The 13,109-nt window shown below is 62.4% G+C and carries 10 protein-coding genes; 6 read left to right on the top strand and 4 right to left on the bottom strand.

Translation table 11 applies throughout. The features are described 5' to 3' along the window. Both HCU66_RS19895 and HCU66_RS19890 read right to left on the bottom strand, forming a co-directional pair. On the bottom strand, positions 1-1,593 hold the full coding sequence (locus HCU66_RS19895; protein WP_205890111.1) for a DHA2 family efflux MFS transporter permease subunit: 1,593 nt from the start codon (positions 1,591-1,593) through the stop codon (positions 1-3). Next, complete coding sequence (locus HCU66_RS19890) at positions 1,590-2,711, bottom strand: HlyD family secretion protein (RefSeq protein ID WP_205890109.1); 1,122 nt, start codon at positions 2,709-2,711, stop codon at positions 1,590-1,592. The genes HCU66_RS19895 and HCU66_RS19890 overlap by 4 nt, the downstream gene beginning before the upstream one ends. A 180-nt stretch (positions 2,712-2,891) precedes the next feature. Between HCU66_RS19890 and HCU66_RS19885 the strand changes: the two genes are divergently transcribed. From HCU66_RS19885 to HCU66_RS19875, 3 genes are all read left to right on the top strand, one after another. Further along, positions 2,892-3,392: a sigma-70 family RNA polymerase sigma factor gene (locus HCU66_RS19885; protein WP_205890107.1), complete on the top strand. Its 501-nt coding sequence runs from the start codon at positions 2,892-2,894 to the stop codon at positions 3,390-3,392. A gap of 58 nt (positions 3,393-3,450) precedes the next feature. Beyond that, the gene (locus HCU66_RS19880; protein ID WP_205890105.1) at positions 3,451-4,425 is read left to right on the top strand and encodes a FecR family protein; all 975 of its coding nucleotides are present in this window, start codon (positions 3,451-3,453) and stop codon (positions 4,423-4,425) included. A 97-nt stretch (positions 4,426-4,522) separates the two neighbouring features. Further along, complete coding sequence (locus tag HCU66_RS19875) at positions 4,523-6,946, top strand: TonB-dependent siderophore receptor (protein WP_205890103.1); 2,424 nt, start codon at positions 4,523-4,525, stop codon at positions 6,944-6,946. 41 nt (positions 6,947-6,987) lie between these two features. On the opposite strand, the gene HCU66_RS19870 is transcribed toward HCU66_RS19875, so the two are convergent. Next, positions 6,988-8,139 (bottom strand): MFS transporter, encoded by a 1,152-nt coding sequence (locus HCU66_RS19870; protein ID WP_205890101.1) that lies wholly within the window; start codon positions 8,137-8,139, stop codon positions 6,988-6,990. Between the two features lie 207 nt (positions 8,140-8,346). On the opposite strand from HCU66_RS19870, the gene HCU66_RS19865 reads away from it, so the two are divergent. From HCU66_RS19865 to codA, 3 genes are all read left to right on the top strand, one after another. Continuing rightward, a complete protein-coding gene (locus tag HCU66_RS19865; RefSeq protein WP_205890099.1) occupies positions 8,347-9,339 on the top strand; it encodes a diaminopimelate epimerase in 993 nt (330 codons plus the stop codon). A 183-nt stretch (positions 9,340-9,522) separates the two neighbouring features. Then, a complete protein-coding gene (gene codB, locus HCU66_RS19860) occupies positions 9,523-10,794 on the top strand; it encodes a cytosine permease (RefSeq protein ID WP_205890097.1) in 1,272 nt (423 codons plus the stop codon). A 13-nt stretch (positions 10,795-10,807) separates the two neighbouring features. After that, the gene (gene codA, locus HCU66_RS19855; protein ID WP_205890095.1) at positions 10,808-12,052 is read left to right on the top strand and encodes a cytosine deaminase; all 1,245 of its coding nucleotides are present in this window, start codon (positions 10,808-10,810) and stop codon (positions 12,050-12,052) included. 169 nt (positions 12,053-12,221) lie between these two features. Here codA and HCU66_RS19850 read toward each other — a convergent pair whose 3' ends face one another. Beyond that, on the bottom strand, positions 12,222-13,052 hold the full coding sequence (locus HCU66_RS19850) for an alpha/beta fold hydrolase (protein ID WP_205890093.1): 831 nt from the start codon (positions 13,050-13,052) through the stop codon (positions 12,222-12,224). Positions 13,053-13,109: the final 57 nt, after the last annotated feature.

The raw sequence follows: 13,109 nt of genomic DNA, 5'->3' as shown, positions 1-13,109 counted from the left end.
TCAATGAGCATCAGCTGACGGCGCGGCCGGTGGTTGCACCTTGCGCATCAAGGGCACCATCGCCGTGGCGAGGATGAAGCAGACCATGATCATCAGGAACGCGTCGCCATAGGTTTGCGTTTGCGCTTCGCGGTAGGTCAGCAGCCACAGTTGACGCAGGCTGGCGGTGACGCCCAGGTCGCCGCTCTGGCCGAGGGCGGCAAAGTTATTGCCGACCTGGGACAGCCACTGATTCAGGGCCTCGTTGGTGCTGTTGAGGTTTTCCGCCAATCGGGTGAAGTGCAGGTTGGTGCGGTCATTGAGGATGGTCGCGCACGCGGCGATCCCCATCGCGCCGCCGAGGTTGCGCATCAGGTTGAACAACCCCGAAGCATGTTTAAGCCGCGCCGGCGCCAACCCGCCGAGGGTGAGGGTCACCGCGGGCGGCACCGCCAGTTGTTGCGCAATCCCGCGCAAGGCTTGCGGCAGCATCAACTCTTTAGCCCCCCAGTCGTGGGTGATCGGGCTGAAATCCCACATCGACAAGGCGAACAGCCCAAGGCCGGTCATCATGACCCAGCGCAGGTCGATGCGGTTGGCCAGAAAGGCATACAACGGAATGGTCAGAATCTGGAACACCCCGGTGGAAAAAACCGCCAGGCCAATGTCCAGCGCACCGTAGCCGCGCACCCGGCCGAGAAATAGCGGCGTCAGGTAAATCGTCGCGAACAGGCCGATTCCGGTGACGAACGAAAAGAAGCAGCCGAGGGCGAAGTTGCGGTCCTTCAAGGCGCGCAGGTCGACGATCGGATTGGCCACGTGCAGGGTCCGACCGATGAAGGCCAGGCCGGCCAGGCCACTGATCCACGCGGTGGTCAGAATCGTGCTGTCGCTGAACCAGTTCCAGCGCGGACCTTCTTCGAGGGTGTATTCCAGGCAGCCGAGAAACACCGCCAGGAACAGCATGCTCAGGTAGTCGGCGCCCTTGAGCAGTGACAGTTCCGGCTGGTCGATTTTCACCAGCATCGGCACCGCCACCGCGACGAAAATCCCCGGCGCCAGGTTGATGTAGAACAACCAGTGCCAGGACGAAATGTCGGTGATCCAGCCGCCGATCACCGGCCCCAGCGTCGGTGCCAGCGAGGCCACGGCGCCGATGGTTGCAGCGGCGATCACCCGTTGCTTGCCGGTGAAGAAAAAGAACGCGGTAGTGAACACCAGCGGGATCATCGAGCCACCAAGAAACCCTTGCAGGGCACGGAAAGCGATCATGCTTTGAATGTTCCAGGCCGCGCCGCAGAGCAGGCTGGCCAGGGTGAAGCCCACCGCCGAGGCGCAGAACAGCCAACGGGTCGAGAACACCCGGGACAACCAGCCCGACAGCGGAATCACGATGATTTCGGCGATCAGGTAGCTGGTCTGCACCCATGCGGTTTCGTCGGTGCCAGCCGAGAGCCCGCCGCCGATGTCACGCAGCGAGGCTGAGACGATCTGGATGTCCAGCAGCGCAATGAACATGCCGATGCACATTGTGGCGAAGGCAAACACCTTGGTTGCCGTTGCCATGTTGGCGGCATTGAACGGCTGCGCGGGGGCGGCGAGGGCGCGGCTCATGGTGCGCTGGCCACGGTCGGGGTTTCAGGCTTGGCGCGAGTGTCCACTTCGGCCGTCACCGACAACCCTGGACGCAGATGACCGAGTACACCGTCAGCCGGGTCGAGCAGGATCCGCACCGGTACCCGCTGGACGATTTTGGTGAAGTTGCCGGTGGCGTTTTCCGGTGGCAATACGCTGAACTGCGAACCACTGGCCGGCGCGAGGCTGTCCAGATGACCGTGGAATTCACGGCCCTTGAGCACGTCCGCATGAATGATCACGCGCTGGCCCGGGGTCATCCGCGATAGCTGGTCCTCCTTGAAGTTGGCATCGACCCACAACCCACTGGCCGGCACCACCGACAACAGTTGCGAACCGGCCTGGGCGTATGCGCCGGCCCGTGCCCGGCGATTGCCGATTACGCCGTCGACGGGGGCTTTCAACTCGGTGTAACCGACGTTCAACTGCGCCAGATCACGCTCGGCCCGCGCCTGTATCAATGCGGCGCGGGCTTGTTGTTTCTGGGTTTCGATCACGTTCAATTGGCGTTGCGCGGCCAGCAGTTCGGCCTGGGCCCGGGCACTCTGCGCCTGGGCCGTCTTGAAGGTGGCATCGGCCCGCTGCGCGCTTTCCACCGAGACGGCATTGCTGTTCACCAGGCGTTTGTAGCGGGCATTGTCGTCCCGCGAGCGCGCGGTTTCGGCGCCGGCGGCATCGATGCCGGCGCGGGCCTGGCCGATCACCGCGTGCTGCAGTTGTTCGGTGGCGTCGAGGTTGGCGAGCAAGGCTTCCTCGGCGCTCACCTTGCCTTCGGCCTTGGCCAGGTTGGCGCGATAGTCACGTGCGTCGAGCCGGATCAGCACATCGCCGGCCTTGACCTTCTGGTTGTCGGTCACCAGCACTTCTTCGATATAGCCGGCGACCTTCGGCCCGATCACCGTGACGTCGCCACCAATGTAGGCATCGTCGGTCTCTTCGATGAAACGCCCGGCAGTCCACCAATGAGTCGCGTACAGCCCGATAAACACCAGGGCTGCGATGGCCGTCGTCAGCAGGACCAGCCGTTTGAGCAGGGGAGGTTTGGGTGTGTTCACCGCAACAGCAAGGTCGGGTTCAAGGCTGGGCATGCTGGTCATGGATCTCTACCTGTGAAAAGCGGTGCTTTATTATGCGTGTAATATGACGTAGGTAATATTTGGTGGCAATGGGTTTCTGCTACCGGTCGTCTGGTGCCGGACGTTTCGACTCTGAGGAATGATTTGCCGGTCTTAATAGGAAGCATTACTATTTACGCCTCCTCGCCACAGCACACCGCAATGACCCCCAAGCTGCCCCGCAGACCCGGCTTTTTCGAGCATTACGAAGAGTTGATCGGCTCCTGGACCCGTCGCCTGAGAAACCGTCAGCAGGCCGAGGACCTGGCCCATGACACCTTCGTGCGGGTGCTCGAGTCCGATTCGGCGGCGGTGCAGCAACCCCGGGCGTATTTGCACCAGACCGCGCGCAACATTGCGGTGGACGGTTATCGGCGTGAGGATCGGCGGGGCGCCATGGAGTCGGAGGCGATCGATCACAGTGTGTCGTCGTCCGGCGACCCGGAGCATTTCATGCATGCGATCCAGTTGGCCGATTCCATCGAACGGGCGCTCACCGAGTTGCCGGTCAACTGCCGCAAGGTGTTCGTCTGGCAGAAGATCGAAGGCCTGACCCAGGCCGAAATCGCCGAACGCCTGGGGCTGTCCAGGAACATGGTGGAAAAGTATATGATCCGCACCCTGCGGCATCTGCGTGATCGCCTGGACGGGTTACAACCATGATTGGCCGCGGCCCGGACAAGATCGCAGCCTTCTCATCCCCAGCCAAACAGGACTTTCCATGATGGATACTCGTGACTGTGCGTGCGGGCAAACAACGGTTCGCGACGACGCGGCGCGGTGGTTTGTGCGTTTGCAGGAACCTGCGGTCGGCGCCCAGGAGCAGCGCCTCTTCGAGATCTGGCTGGACGAGCACCCTCAGCATCGCAACGAATATCAACGGCTCCAGAGCTTGTGGAGGGCAGCCGATCTGCTGCCGGCCAAGCGTCTGTACGCCTTGTGTGAAACGCCGCCGGTCCGCAGCAAACGTCGTCCGCTGGCGCGTTATGCGGTGGCCGCCAGCGTGTTGGCGGTGGCGCTCGGCCTGGGGTTGTTCAGTGGTTTGAATCATCCGGCGAACTACACGGCTGAATATTCCACAGCCCTTGGCGAGCGTAAGCATGTGGCGTTGCCGGACGGTTCGGTGATCGATCTGAACAGCCGCAGCCGGGTGCAGGTGCGCTATGAGAAGGGCCGGCGCAGCATCGAGTTGACGCAAGGCGAGGCGATGTTCAGCGTCGAGCACGACAGCAGCCGGCCATTTGTGGTCGAGGCGGGCAGCGGCAAGGTCACGGTCACCGGCACCCGGTTCGACGTGCGCCGCGACAGCGCCGAAACCCGGGTCGCGGTGGAGCAGGGCACGGTCAAGGTTCAAGGGGATGGCGACGATTTCGTCAGCCTCACCGCCGGCCTCGGTACTCGCATCAATGCCCAGGGCAAAGTGGCCGCTGCCTATGCGGTCAATCCTGCAGAACTGACCGCATGGCGCAGCGGCAAATTGGTGTTCAACAACGCCAGCCTCAGCGAAGTGGCCGAGGAAGTGTCGCGCTATCGGGAAAAACCGCTAACGGTCGGCAGCGCCAAAGTGGGCAACCTGCGCCTGACCAGCGTGTTCAAATCCGACAACACCGATGCGCTGCTCAAGGCTTTGCCGAACATTCTGCCGGTGGCCATCCGCACCCTCGATGACGGCAGTCAGGAAATAATTTCACGATAGATTCAGGTTTTTTTCGAGTTCTTCGTCTTCTTGTCCAACTGCAACTGGTTTGCATTAACAGACGCACACTCTTGCGATCCACAGGACAACGTTCGACGTGAAAAAAACCACCGCTAAAAACAACAAAACATCCTGGCTGCCCTTGGCTCTGGCCCTGGCGGTCAGCTCGGCGCTGCCCCAGGCATTCGCCGCCGATGTCATTCATATCCAGGCGCAGCCACTGGGTCAGGCCTTGAGTCAACTGGGTCAGCAAACCTCGCTGCAGGTTTTTTTCAGCCCGGAACTGGTGGCGGGCAAACAGGCTCCGGCCGTCGACGGCAACCTTTCACCGGAACAGGCCCTGCGCCAATTGCTGCAAGGCAGCGGTCTGCAATATCAGATCGATGAAGGTTCGGTCACGCTGATGCCGGCCCCGACTTCCGCCTCAAATGGCCCGCTGGAACTGGGCGTGACCGACATCAAAGTGGTCGGCGACTGGCTCGGTGATGCCGATGCCGCCGTGGTGCAAAATCATCCTGGCGCGCGCACGGTGGTCCGCCGCGAAGCCATGGTCGAGCAGGGTGCTATGAATGTCGGCGACGTGTTGAAGCGTATTCCCGGCGTGCAAGTGCAGGACGCCAACGGCACCGGCGGCAGCGACATTTCCCTCAACGTCGGCGTGCGCGGCCTGACCTCGCGCCTGTCGCCACGCTCCACCGTGCTGATCGATGGCGTGCCGGCTGCCTTCGCCCCTTACGGCCAGCCGCAGCTGTCGATGGCGCCGATTTCCTCCGGCAACCTCGACAGCATCGACGTGGTGCGTGGCGCCGGTTCCGTGCGATATGGGCCGCAGAACGTCGGTGGCGTGATCAACTTCGTCACCCGCGCGATTCCGGAGAAAGCCACCGGCGAAATCGGCACCACCCTGGAAACCACCCAGCGCGGTGGCTGGAAACACATCGACACCGCGTTTCTCGGCGGCACCGCCGATAACGGCATGGGCGTAGCGCTGTTGTATTCCGGGGTAAACGGCAACGGTTATCGCAAAAGCAACAACGGCAACGACATCGACGACGTGATCCTCAAGACTCATTGGGCGCCTACCGAGCAGGACGATTTCAGCCTCAATTTCCATTATTACGACGCCAGCGCCGACATGCCCGGCGGCCTGACGCAGCAGCAGTACGATGCCGATCCGTTCCAGTCCGACCGCGACCATGACAACTTCAGCGGCCGTCGCAAGGACGTATCCTTTAAGTGGGCGCGGCAGATCGACGACCGGACCCAGGCCGAAGTGCTGACCTATTATTCCGACAGCTTCCGCGGCAGCACCATCGCGGCTCGTGATCAGAGAACCCTCAGTTCCTATCCGCGCACTTATTACACCTTCGGCATCGAGCCGCGGGTGTCCCATGTGTTTGATCTGGGCCCGACCACGCAGGAAGCCAGCGTCGGTTATCGCTACCTCAAAGAAGGCATGCACGAAGAGTCGAGCCGTCTGGCGCTGGTGAACAATCAGCCGGTGGTCACCAAGACCTCCGATGGCCATGTGTTCCAGGACCGCACCGGCGGCACCGAAGCCCACGCCGTTTACATCGATGACAAGATCGACGTCGGCAACTGGACCGTGACCCCCGGCATCCGGTTCGAAAGCATCAGCACCCAATGGCACGACAGACCGGTGCTCGACACCGCCGGCAAACCTGTGCAGGAAAAACGCCGCAGCATCGACAGCAATGAACCGCTGCCGGCCTTGAGCGTGATGTATCAACTGTCCGATGCCTGGAAGCTGTTCGCCAACTACGAAACCTCGTTCGGCAGCCTGCAATATTTCCAGCTCGGCCAGGGTGGTTCGGGTGACAACACCGCCAACGGCTTGAACCCGGAAAAGGCCAAGACCTACGAGATCGGCACGCGCTACAACGATGATGTGTGGGGCGGGGAAGTGACGCTGTTTTACATCGACTTCGACGAAGAGCTGCAATACATCAGCAACGATGTGGGCTGGACCAACCTCGGCGCGACCACCCACCGGGGGCTCGAAGCCTCGGTGCACTACGACATGGCGGCGCTCGATCCACGGCTCGACGGCCTGACCGCCAACGCCGGTTTCACCTACACCCGCGCCGTTTATGAAGGCGAGATTCCAGGCTTCAAAGGCCGTGACCTGCCGTTCTACTCGCGTCAGGTGGCGACCGCCGGCCTGCGTTACGACATCAACCGCTGGACCTACAACCTCGATGCCTTTGCCCAGTCCAAACAGCGCTCGCCAGGCGTTGCGGTGAACGCTGACGGCAGTTTCAGCGGCAACTACATCACCGAAGGCAGCGCGGACGGTCAGTACGGCGACATCCCGGGTTACGTCACCTGGAACGTGCGCGGTGGCTATGACTTCGGCTCGCAACTGTCGAACCTGAAAGTCGGGGCGGGGGTGAAGAACATCTTCGACAAGCAGTACTTCACCCGCTCCAGCGACAACAACGCCGGGATGTACGTCGGAGCGCCGCGTACGTTCTTTGTGCAGGCCAGCGTCGGGTTCTGATCGATTGAGTTAACTTCATCGCGGGCTTGCCCGCGATGCTTTTAAACCTTCAACACCTTTCCGCCGATGGCCACGGCCACCAGCAACACCGCCATCAACCCAAAGGCAAAACTCAAATTGCTGCCATGGGCGACAAAACCGATCACCGCAGGTCCCGCCAGAATCCCCGCATAACCCAGCGTGGTAATGGCCGGCACGGCGATGCTTTCCGGCATGACGGTCTGTTTGCCGACGGCGGTGTACAGCACCGGCACAATGTTCGAGCAGCCAGCCCCCAGCAACGCATAACCCACCAGCGCGGCTTCCCACGCCGGTGCGAACGTCGCCAGCGCCAGGCCAGCCGCGGCCGTCAGCCCACCGAACACAATCACTCGCGTATAACCAAGACACCTAACAATCCTGTCGCCGGTCAAGCGCCCGAGCGTCATGGTCAGCGCAAACGCCGCATAACCCAACCCGGCATACGCGGTGTCGATCCCGCGCTCCTGCGCCAGGAACACCGCGCTCCAGTCCAGCGCCGCGCCTTCGGTGAGGAACACGATGAAGCACATCCCGCCGATGAACAGCACGATACCGTGCGGCACCGCGAATGCAGGGCCCGAGCTTTCGCTGCCATAAGGCAGCATGTGCGGCGCGGCCTTGAACATGGCCGCGATCAGCATCGCCACCACCACCAGCATCGCACCCAACGGCGACAGCCCGAGGCCGAGCAGGGCGCTGACTCCAGCCGCGCCGACGATTCCGCCGAGGCTGAACAGGCCGTGAAACCCCGACATCATGTGCTTGCCGCTGGCCCGCTCGACGATCACCGCTTGCAGGTTCACCGTCGAATCCACCGTGCCGAGCCCGGCCCCGAACATGAACAATGTGGCAATCAGCGCCGGAATCGACGACACCGTCGCCAGCAACGGCAGCGCTGCACAGATCAACAGCGTGCCGCCGGTCGCTACCCGGCGACAGCCGAAACGGGTGGCCAGAATGCCCGCCAGCGGCATCGCCAGAATCGACCCCACGCCCAGACACAACAACAGCAGGCCCAGCGTGCCTTCATCGAGTCCGGCTCGGGCCTTGGCGTAGGGCACCAGTGGCGCCCACGCGGCGATGCCGAGCCCGGCGATGAAGAAGGCGATGCGCGTGGACATCTGTTCCAGGCGTCCGGGAATGAACGTGTCTTGGGCGTTGAGGCTGGTCATGTCGATCCTTGGTAAAAAACGTCGCGTCCCCGAAGGACACTGATACCGCGTCGAGGTTCGATCGCGGGGGCAGGTCATCCGGTTCAGGCGCACATCCTTGCACAGGCTGGTGCCGTATCGCGAGGCTGGCGATTAAATCGCTGACCGTTCGGTCGTCGAAGCTTTAAAGTGACGCCCATCGATCAGGCAGAGGAAGGGGCGGGGTTCATGGTGCGGTTCTATGATGCACGGGGCAACGTGTACGGTGTGATTTCGCCCGAGGCGTTGCGTGAGGCGGGGATCGACTTGCCGGCCAGCGCCGCCGAGTGTGCGGTTTCACGGCAATCGTGGAGCGGCGCAGCGGTGGCGGCCTGCTGCGACTGGCCCGACGGCCAGCGTCCGGCGGGTAGCAAGGCCCACCGTAGCGATGGTCTGCTGATCGGCCCGTTCCAGGCATCGCCACCCTTTGACCTGCTGATCGTCAACACCGACGGCACTCTGGCCGAGCGCAGCGGCAATGGCCTGACGATTTTTTCCCAGGCCCTGAGTGAACAAGGGCTGATGCCTGGGGACGAGGCCTGCCTGCTCAGGGTTCATCACGACAAGAGCGATGCGGTTTCGCCGGTGGAGACATCGGTCAAACCTGCCGAAATCGATGGCGTGCAAGGGTTCTGGCTGGACTTGGGAAGCCCTTCGTTCGGCCCTGAAGCGGTGAGTGCGCAAGGGGTTGAACCCGCGACGTTGCACGGGCGTGATGTCAGCCATGTGCGGCCGTTGTCGGCGCTCGATCCTGCCTGGAACCGCAGCCAGTTCGTGCGCATCGGTAATCCCCATTGCGTGACGTTGGTGACTGGCGGCGATGTGTTGCCGAGTCATGCGCAGATGTGCGAGCCGGGGTTGTCTGGAGGATTGACCCGCATCGCTTACGCCCCGCCAACCGGGGCCGGGCAGCCGTGTGCGGCAGGCGTGAACCTGCAATGGGCGATGCTTGAGTCCGAAGGACGGATCGTTGCGCGGGTGTTCGAGCGTGGCGAAGGGCCGACCGCGTCGTCGGGCACCAGCGCCAGTGCGGTGGCGTGCGCGGCGTGGCGGGTGGGTTGGGTGGCGGCCGGGGAAGTGAAGGTGGTCATGCCCGGCGGCACGGCGCCGATTCTGCTGGAGGAGCTGGAGGGCGAATTGAGTCGAGTCAGCTTGTTTGGTACGGCGCTGTTGATGGGTTGAGTTCAAAATCGCCATCGCGAGCAAGCCCGCTCCTACAAGGGGCGGTGTCCCGTCAACTGCACGGCTTTCGTGCCCCTTCCCCCAGGCCAAATCCGCCTGCTCGGCTATAAATAACAGCACCCTCGCGCATTGGCACGAGCACTGCAGCACCCTGCGCGTCCTCCATCTCGCAAGGAATGCCACATGACGCAGAACGATCCGGGCAATGATTACCCCCTCAGCGAAGTGCCGATGCATGCCCGCAAGGGGCTCGCCTCCACGGCCATGGTGCTGCTGGGTTTTACCTTCTTCACGGCAACCATGTTTGCCGGCGGCAAGCTCGGGGTGGCGTTCAGTTTCGGCCAGATGCTGGCGGTGATCATCGTCGGCAATCTGCTGCTGGGGATTTACGCTGCCGGGCTGGGTTACATCGCGTTCAAAAGCGGCCTGAACTCGGTACTGATGGGACGTTTCTGCTTCGGTGAAGTGGGCAGCAAGCTCAGCGACCTGATTCTCGGCTTCACCCAGATCGGCTGGTATGCCTGGGGCACCGCGACCGCCGCCGTCGTACTCGGCAAATATTTCGAATTGAGCGAAGGCACCGTTTTGGGGCTGATGGTGCTGTTCGGCCTGGTTTTTTGCGCCACGGCGTACATCGGCTATCGCGGGCTGGAGATTCTGTCGTACATCGCCGTGCCAGCCATGATGTTGCTGCTGATGCTGTCGATGTGGGTCGCGACGGTGAAGGTCGGCGGGTTCGAGGGCTTGCTCGCGGTGGCGCCGACAGGAACCCTGGATTGGTCGACCGCGATTACCCTGGTGTTCGGCACCTTCGTCAGTGGCGCGACCCAGGCGACCAACTGGACACGTTTCTCCCGGTCGGCCCGGGTTGCGGTGCTGGCGAGCCTGATCGGCTTCTTCGTCGGCAACGGTCTGATGGTGCTGATCGGTGCTTACGGCGCCATCGTCTACCAGCAACCGGACGTGGTCGAAGTGCTGTTGCTGCAAGGCTTCGCCATGGCCGCGATGGCAATGCTGCTGCTCAATATCTGGAGCACCCAGGACAACACCATCTACAACTTCGCCGTCGCCGGCTGCAACCTGCTGCGCACCGGCCGGCGCAAAACCGTGACCCTGGCCGGCGCGGTGATCGGCACACTACTGGCGCTGCTGGGCATGTACGACATGCTGGTGCCTTACCTGATTCTGCTGGGCACGGTGATTCCGCCGATTGGCGGGGTGATCATGGCCGACTTTTTCTTCCGCTATCGAGGCCGCTACCCACGCCTGGCCGACACGCAGTTACCCGCGTTCAACTGGCCGGGGCTGAGCGCTTACGCAGTCGGCACGGTCGCCGCCTTCAACTCGCCGTGGGTCGCGCCGCTGGTAGGGATTGCCGCGGCCGCGCTAACGTATGTGCTATTGACCGGCGTACTGGGTGCCCGTACCGCCGACGCACCCCTAGAAGATCTATAAAAGGATTCGCCTGATGCACATCATCAACGCCCGCCTGCGCAACCAAGAAGGCCTGCATGAACTGCACCTGGAAAACGGCCTGATCCACAGCATCGCCCGGCAAACCGAAGCTCCGTCCCTGGGACCTGATGACCTGGACGCCGGCGGCAATCTGGTGGTGCCGCCCTTCGTCGAGCCGCACATTCACCTCGACGCCACCCTGACCGCCGGCGAGCCGCGCTGGAACATGAGCGGCACGCTGTTCGAGGGCATCGAACGCTGGGGCGAGCGCAAGGCCACCATCACCCAGGAAGACACCAAGACCCGCGCAAAAAAAACCATCCAGACCCTCGCCGCCCACGGTATCCAGCACGTACGCACCCACGTCGATGTCACCGACCCGGAACTGACGGCGCTCAAGGCAATGCTCGAAGTCCGCGAGCAAAGCCGCCACCTGATCGACCTGCAAATCGTCGCGTTCCCCCAGGAAGGCATCGAGTCGTACCGCAACGGGCGGGAACTGATGGAAGAAGCGATCCGCCTGGGCGCCGATGTGGTCGGGGGCATTCCACATTTCGAGTACACCCGGGATCAGGGCGTGAGCTCGGTGAAGTTCCTCATGGACCTGGCCGAGCGCACGGGCTGTCTGGTGGACGTGCATTGCGACGAAACCGACGACCCGCACTCGCGCTTTCTGGAAGTGCTGGCCGAAGAGGCCCGCAGCCGCGACATGGGCTCACGCGTCACCGCCAGCCACACCACGGCCATGGGCTCCTACGACAACGCCTACTGCGCCAAACTCTTTCGGCTGCTCGGACATTCGGGGATCAGCTTTGTTTCCTGCCCCACCGAAAGCATTCATCTGCAAGGCCGCTTCGATAACTTCCCGAAACGCCGTGGCGTGACCCGGGTCAACGAGTTGCTCGACGCGGGTATGAACGTGTGCTTCGGCCAGGACTCGATCGTCGACCCGTGGTATCCGTTGGGCAACGGCAACATCCTGCGGGTGCTCGAGGCCGGTTTGCACATCTGCCACATGCTCGGTTATCGCAACTTGCAGAGTGCGCTGGACCTGGTGACCGACAACAGTGCCAAGGCCATGAACCTGGGCGATCGCTATGGGCTGGAACAGGGGCGGCCGGCGAATCTGCTGATTCTGTCGGCGGACAGTGATTACGAGGTGATCCGCAGTCAGGGTCTGCCGCTGTATTCGGTTCGCGGGGGCAAGGTGTTGATGAAGCGGCAGATGCCGGTGGTGCAATGGACGGATCGGCTCTGAATTTTCGCTGACGGTGCAGGCCTCATCGCGGGCAAGCCCGCTCCCACAGGGATCACGCTGAACCTGTAGGAGCGGGCTTGCCCGCGAAGGCTGCTTAAGATTCAACGAAAATGTCGACTGTTACACCGCTTTCGCGGGCAAGCCTGCTCCTACAACGGATTCGGTTTCTTCAGGGCGATTCGTGTTGCGGCAAAAACCGCAATATCGCCGCCATGATCGCCTCCGGCGCATCCTCCTGAACCAGGTGCCCGGCATTGGCAATGGCGTGAAACTGCGATCCGGCAATCATTTGATGCAACGCCCGCCCGCGCTCGATGGGGATCCACTGATCGTCTTCCCCCCAAAGAATCTGCACCGGGCAGCGAATTGTCGGGTACAGCGCTTCGATCTCGCGGGTATAGCATTCATCCATCTGTGCTATCTGCCGGTAGAACGCCGCTTGCCCCGAATCCCCCAGCCAGGGCTGCACGTAAGGCGCCAGTTCCTGCTCGGGAATCTCGCGCTTGATCGCCCCACGAATGTAGGCTGGTACGATCGCCCGCTGAATGTAATCGGGCAGCCCGCTGAACGCTGCTTCGTGCCCACGTACATGCTGCACGAACGGCGACCCCCAGGGTGACAGTGCCACCGGATCGATCAGCGTCAGGCTGCGGTAATCCTTGCCATTGAGCAGATGCGCGCGCAACGCGGTGGCGCCGCCGAAATCGTGGGCCACCACGTCTGGTCGTTCCAGGCCCCAATGGTCCAGCAATTGCGTCAACAGTTGGTTTTGCACGCCCAGAGAGACATCGCCGTCCGGCTGTGCGGATTGCCCGTAACCCAGTAAATCGAAATAGTGCACCCGGTGCGTGGTGATGAAGTGCGGCGCAATCCGGTGCCACACATAGGAAGAGAAGGGCGTGCCATGCACGAACACCAGCGGCGGGCCGTCGCCACGTACGGCGTAGCGAACGGAGTGCCCGTTGAAGCGAAAGGTCTGAGCCAGCGGCCAGTCAGTCATGGGTGCGTCCTCTTGGCGTGTGCGAGCCAAAAAGCATAAGCATAAAAAAACAGCCAT

The sequence above is a fragment of the Pseudomonas frederiksbergensis genome, assembly GCF_017114915.1.
Lineage (GTDB): Bacteria > Pseudomonadota > Gammaproteobacteria > Pseudomonadales > Pseudomonadaceae > Aquipseudomonas > Aquipseudomonas frederiksbergensis_I.
The sequence above is the reverse complement of the archived record's forward strand: the minus strand, read 5'-3'. Positions and strand labels throughout refer to the sequence as shown.

Excerpts from the sequence above, each read along its gene's own strand:
- codB (WP_205890097.1), top strand. The coding sequence starts at position 9,523 with ATGACGCAGAACGATCCGGGCAATGATTACCCCCTCAGCGAAGTGCCG.
- codA (WP_205890095.1), top strand. The coding sequence starts at position 10,808 with ATGCACATCATCAACGCCCGCCTGCGCAACCAAGAAGGCCTGCATGAA.
- HCU66_RS19890 (WP_205890109.1), bottom strand. The coding sequence starts at position 2,711 with ATGACCAGCATGCCCAGCCTTGAACCCGACCTTGCTGTTGCGGTGAAC.
- HCU66_RS19850 (WP_205890093.1), bottom strand. The coding sequence starts at position 13,052 with ATGACTGACTGGCCGCTGGCTCAGACCTTTCGCTTCAACGGGCACTCC.
- HCU66_RS19870 (WP_205890101.1), bottom strand. The coding sequence starts at position 8,139 with ATGACCAGCCTCAACGCCCAAGACACGTTCATTCCCGGACGCCTGGAA.
- HCU66_RS19880 (WP_205890105.1), top strand. The coding sequence starts at position 3,451 with ATGATGGATACTCGTGACTGTGCGTGCGGGCAAACAACGGTTCGCGAC.
- HCU66_RS19895 (WP_205890111.1), bottom strand. The coding sequence starts at position 1,593 with ATGAGCCGCGCCCTCGCCGCCCCCGCGCAGCCGTTCAATGCCGCCAAC.
- HCU66_RS19885 (WP_205890107.1), top strand. The coding sequence starts at position 2,892 with ATGACCCCCAAGCTGCCCCGCAGACCCGGCTTTTTCGAGCATTACGAA.
- HCU66_RS19865 (WP_205890099.1), top strand. The coding sequence starts at position 8,347 with ATGGTGCGGTTCTATGATGCACGGGGCAACGTGTACGGTGTGATTTCG.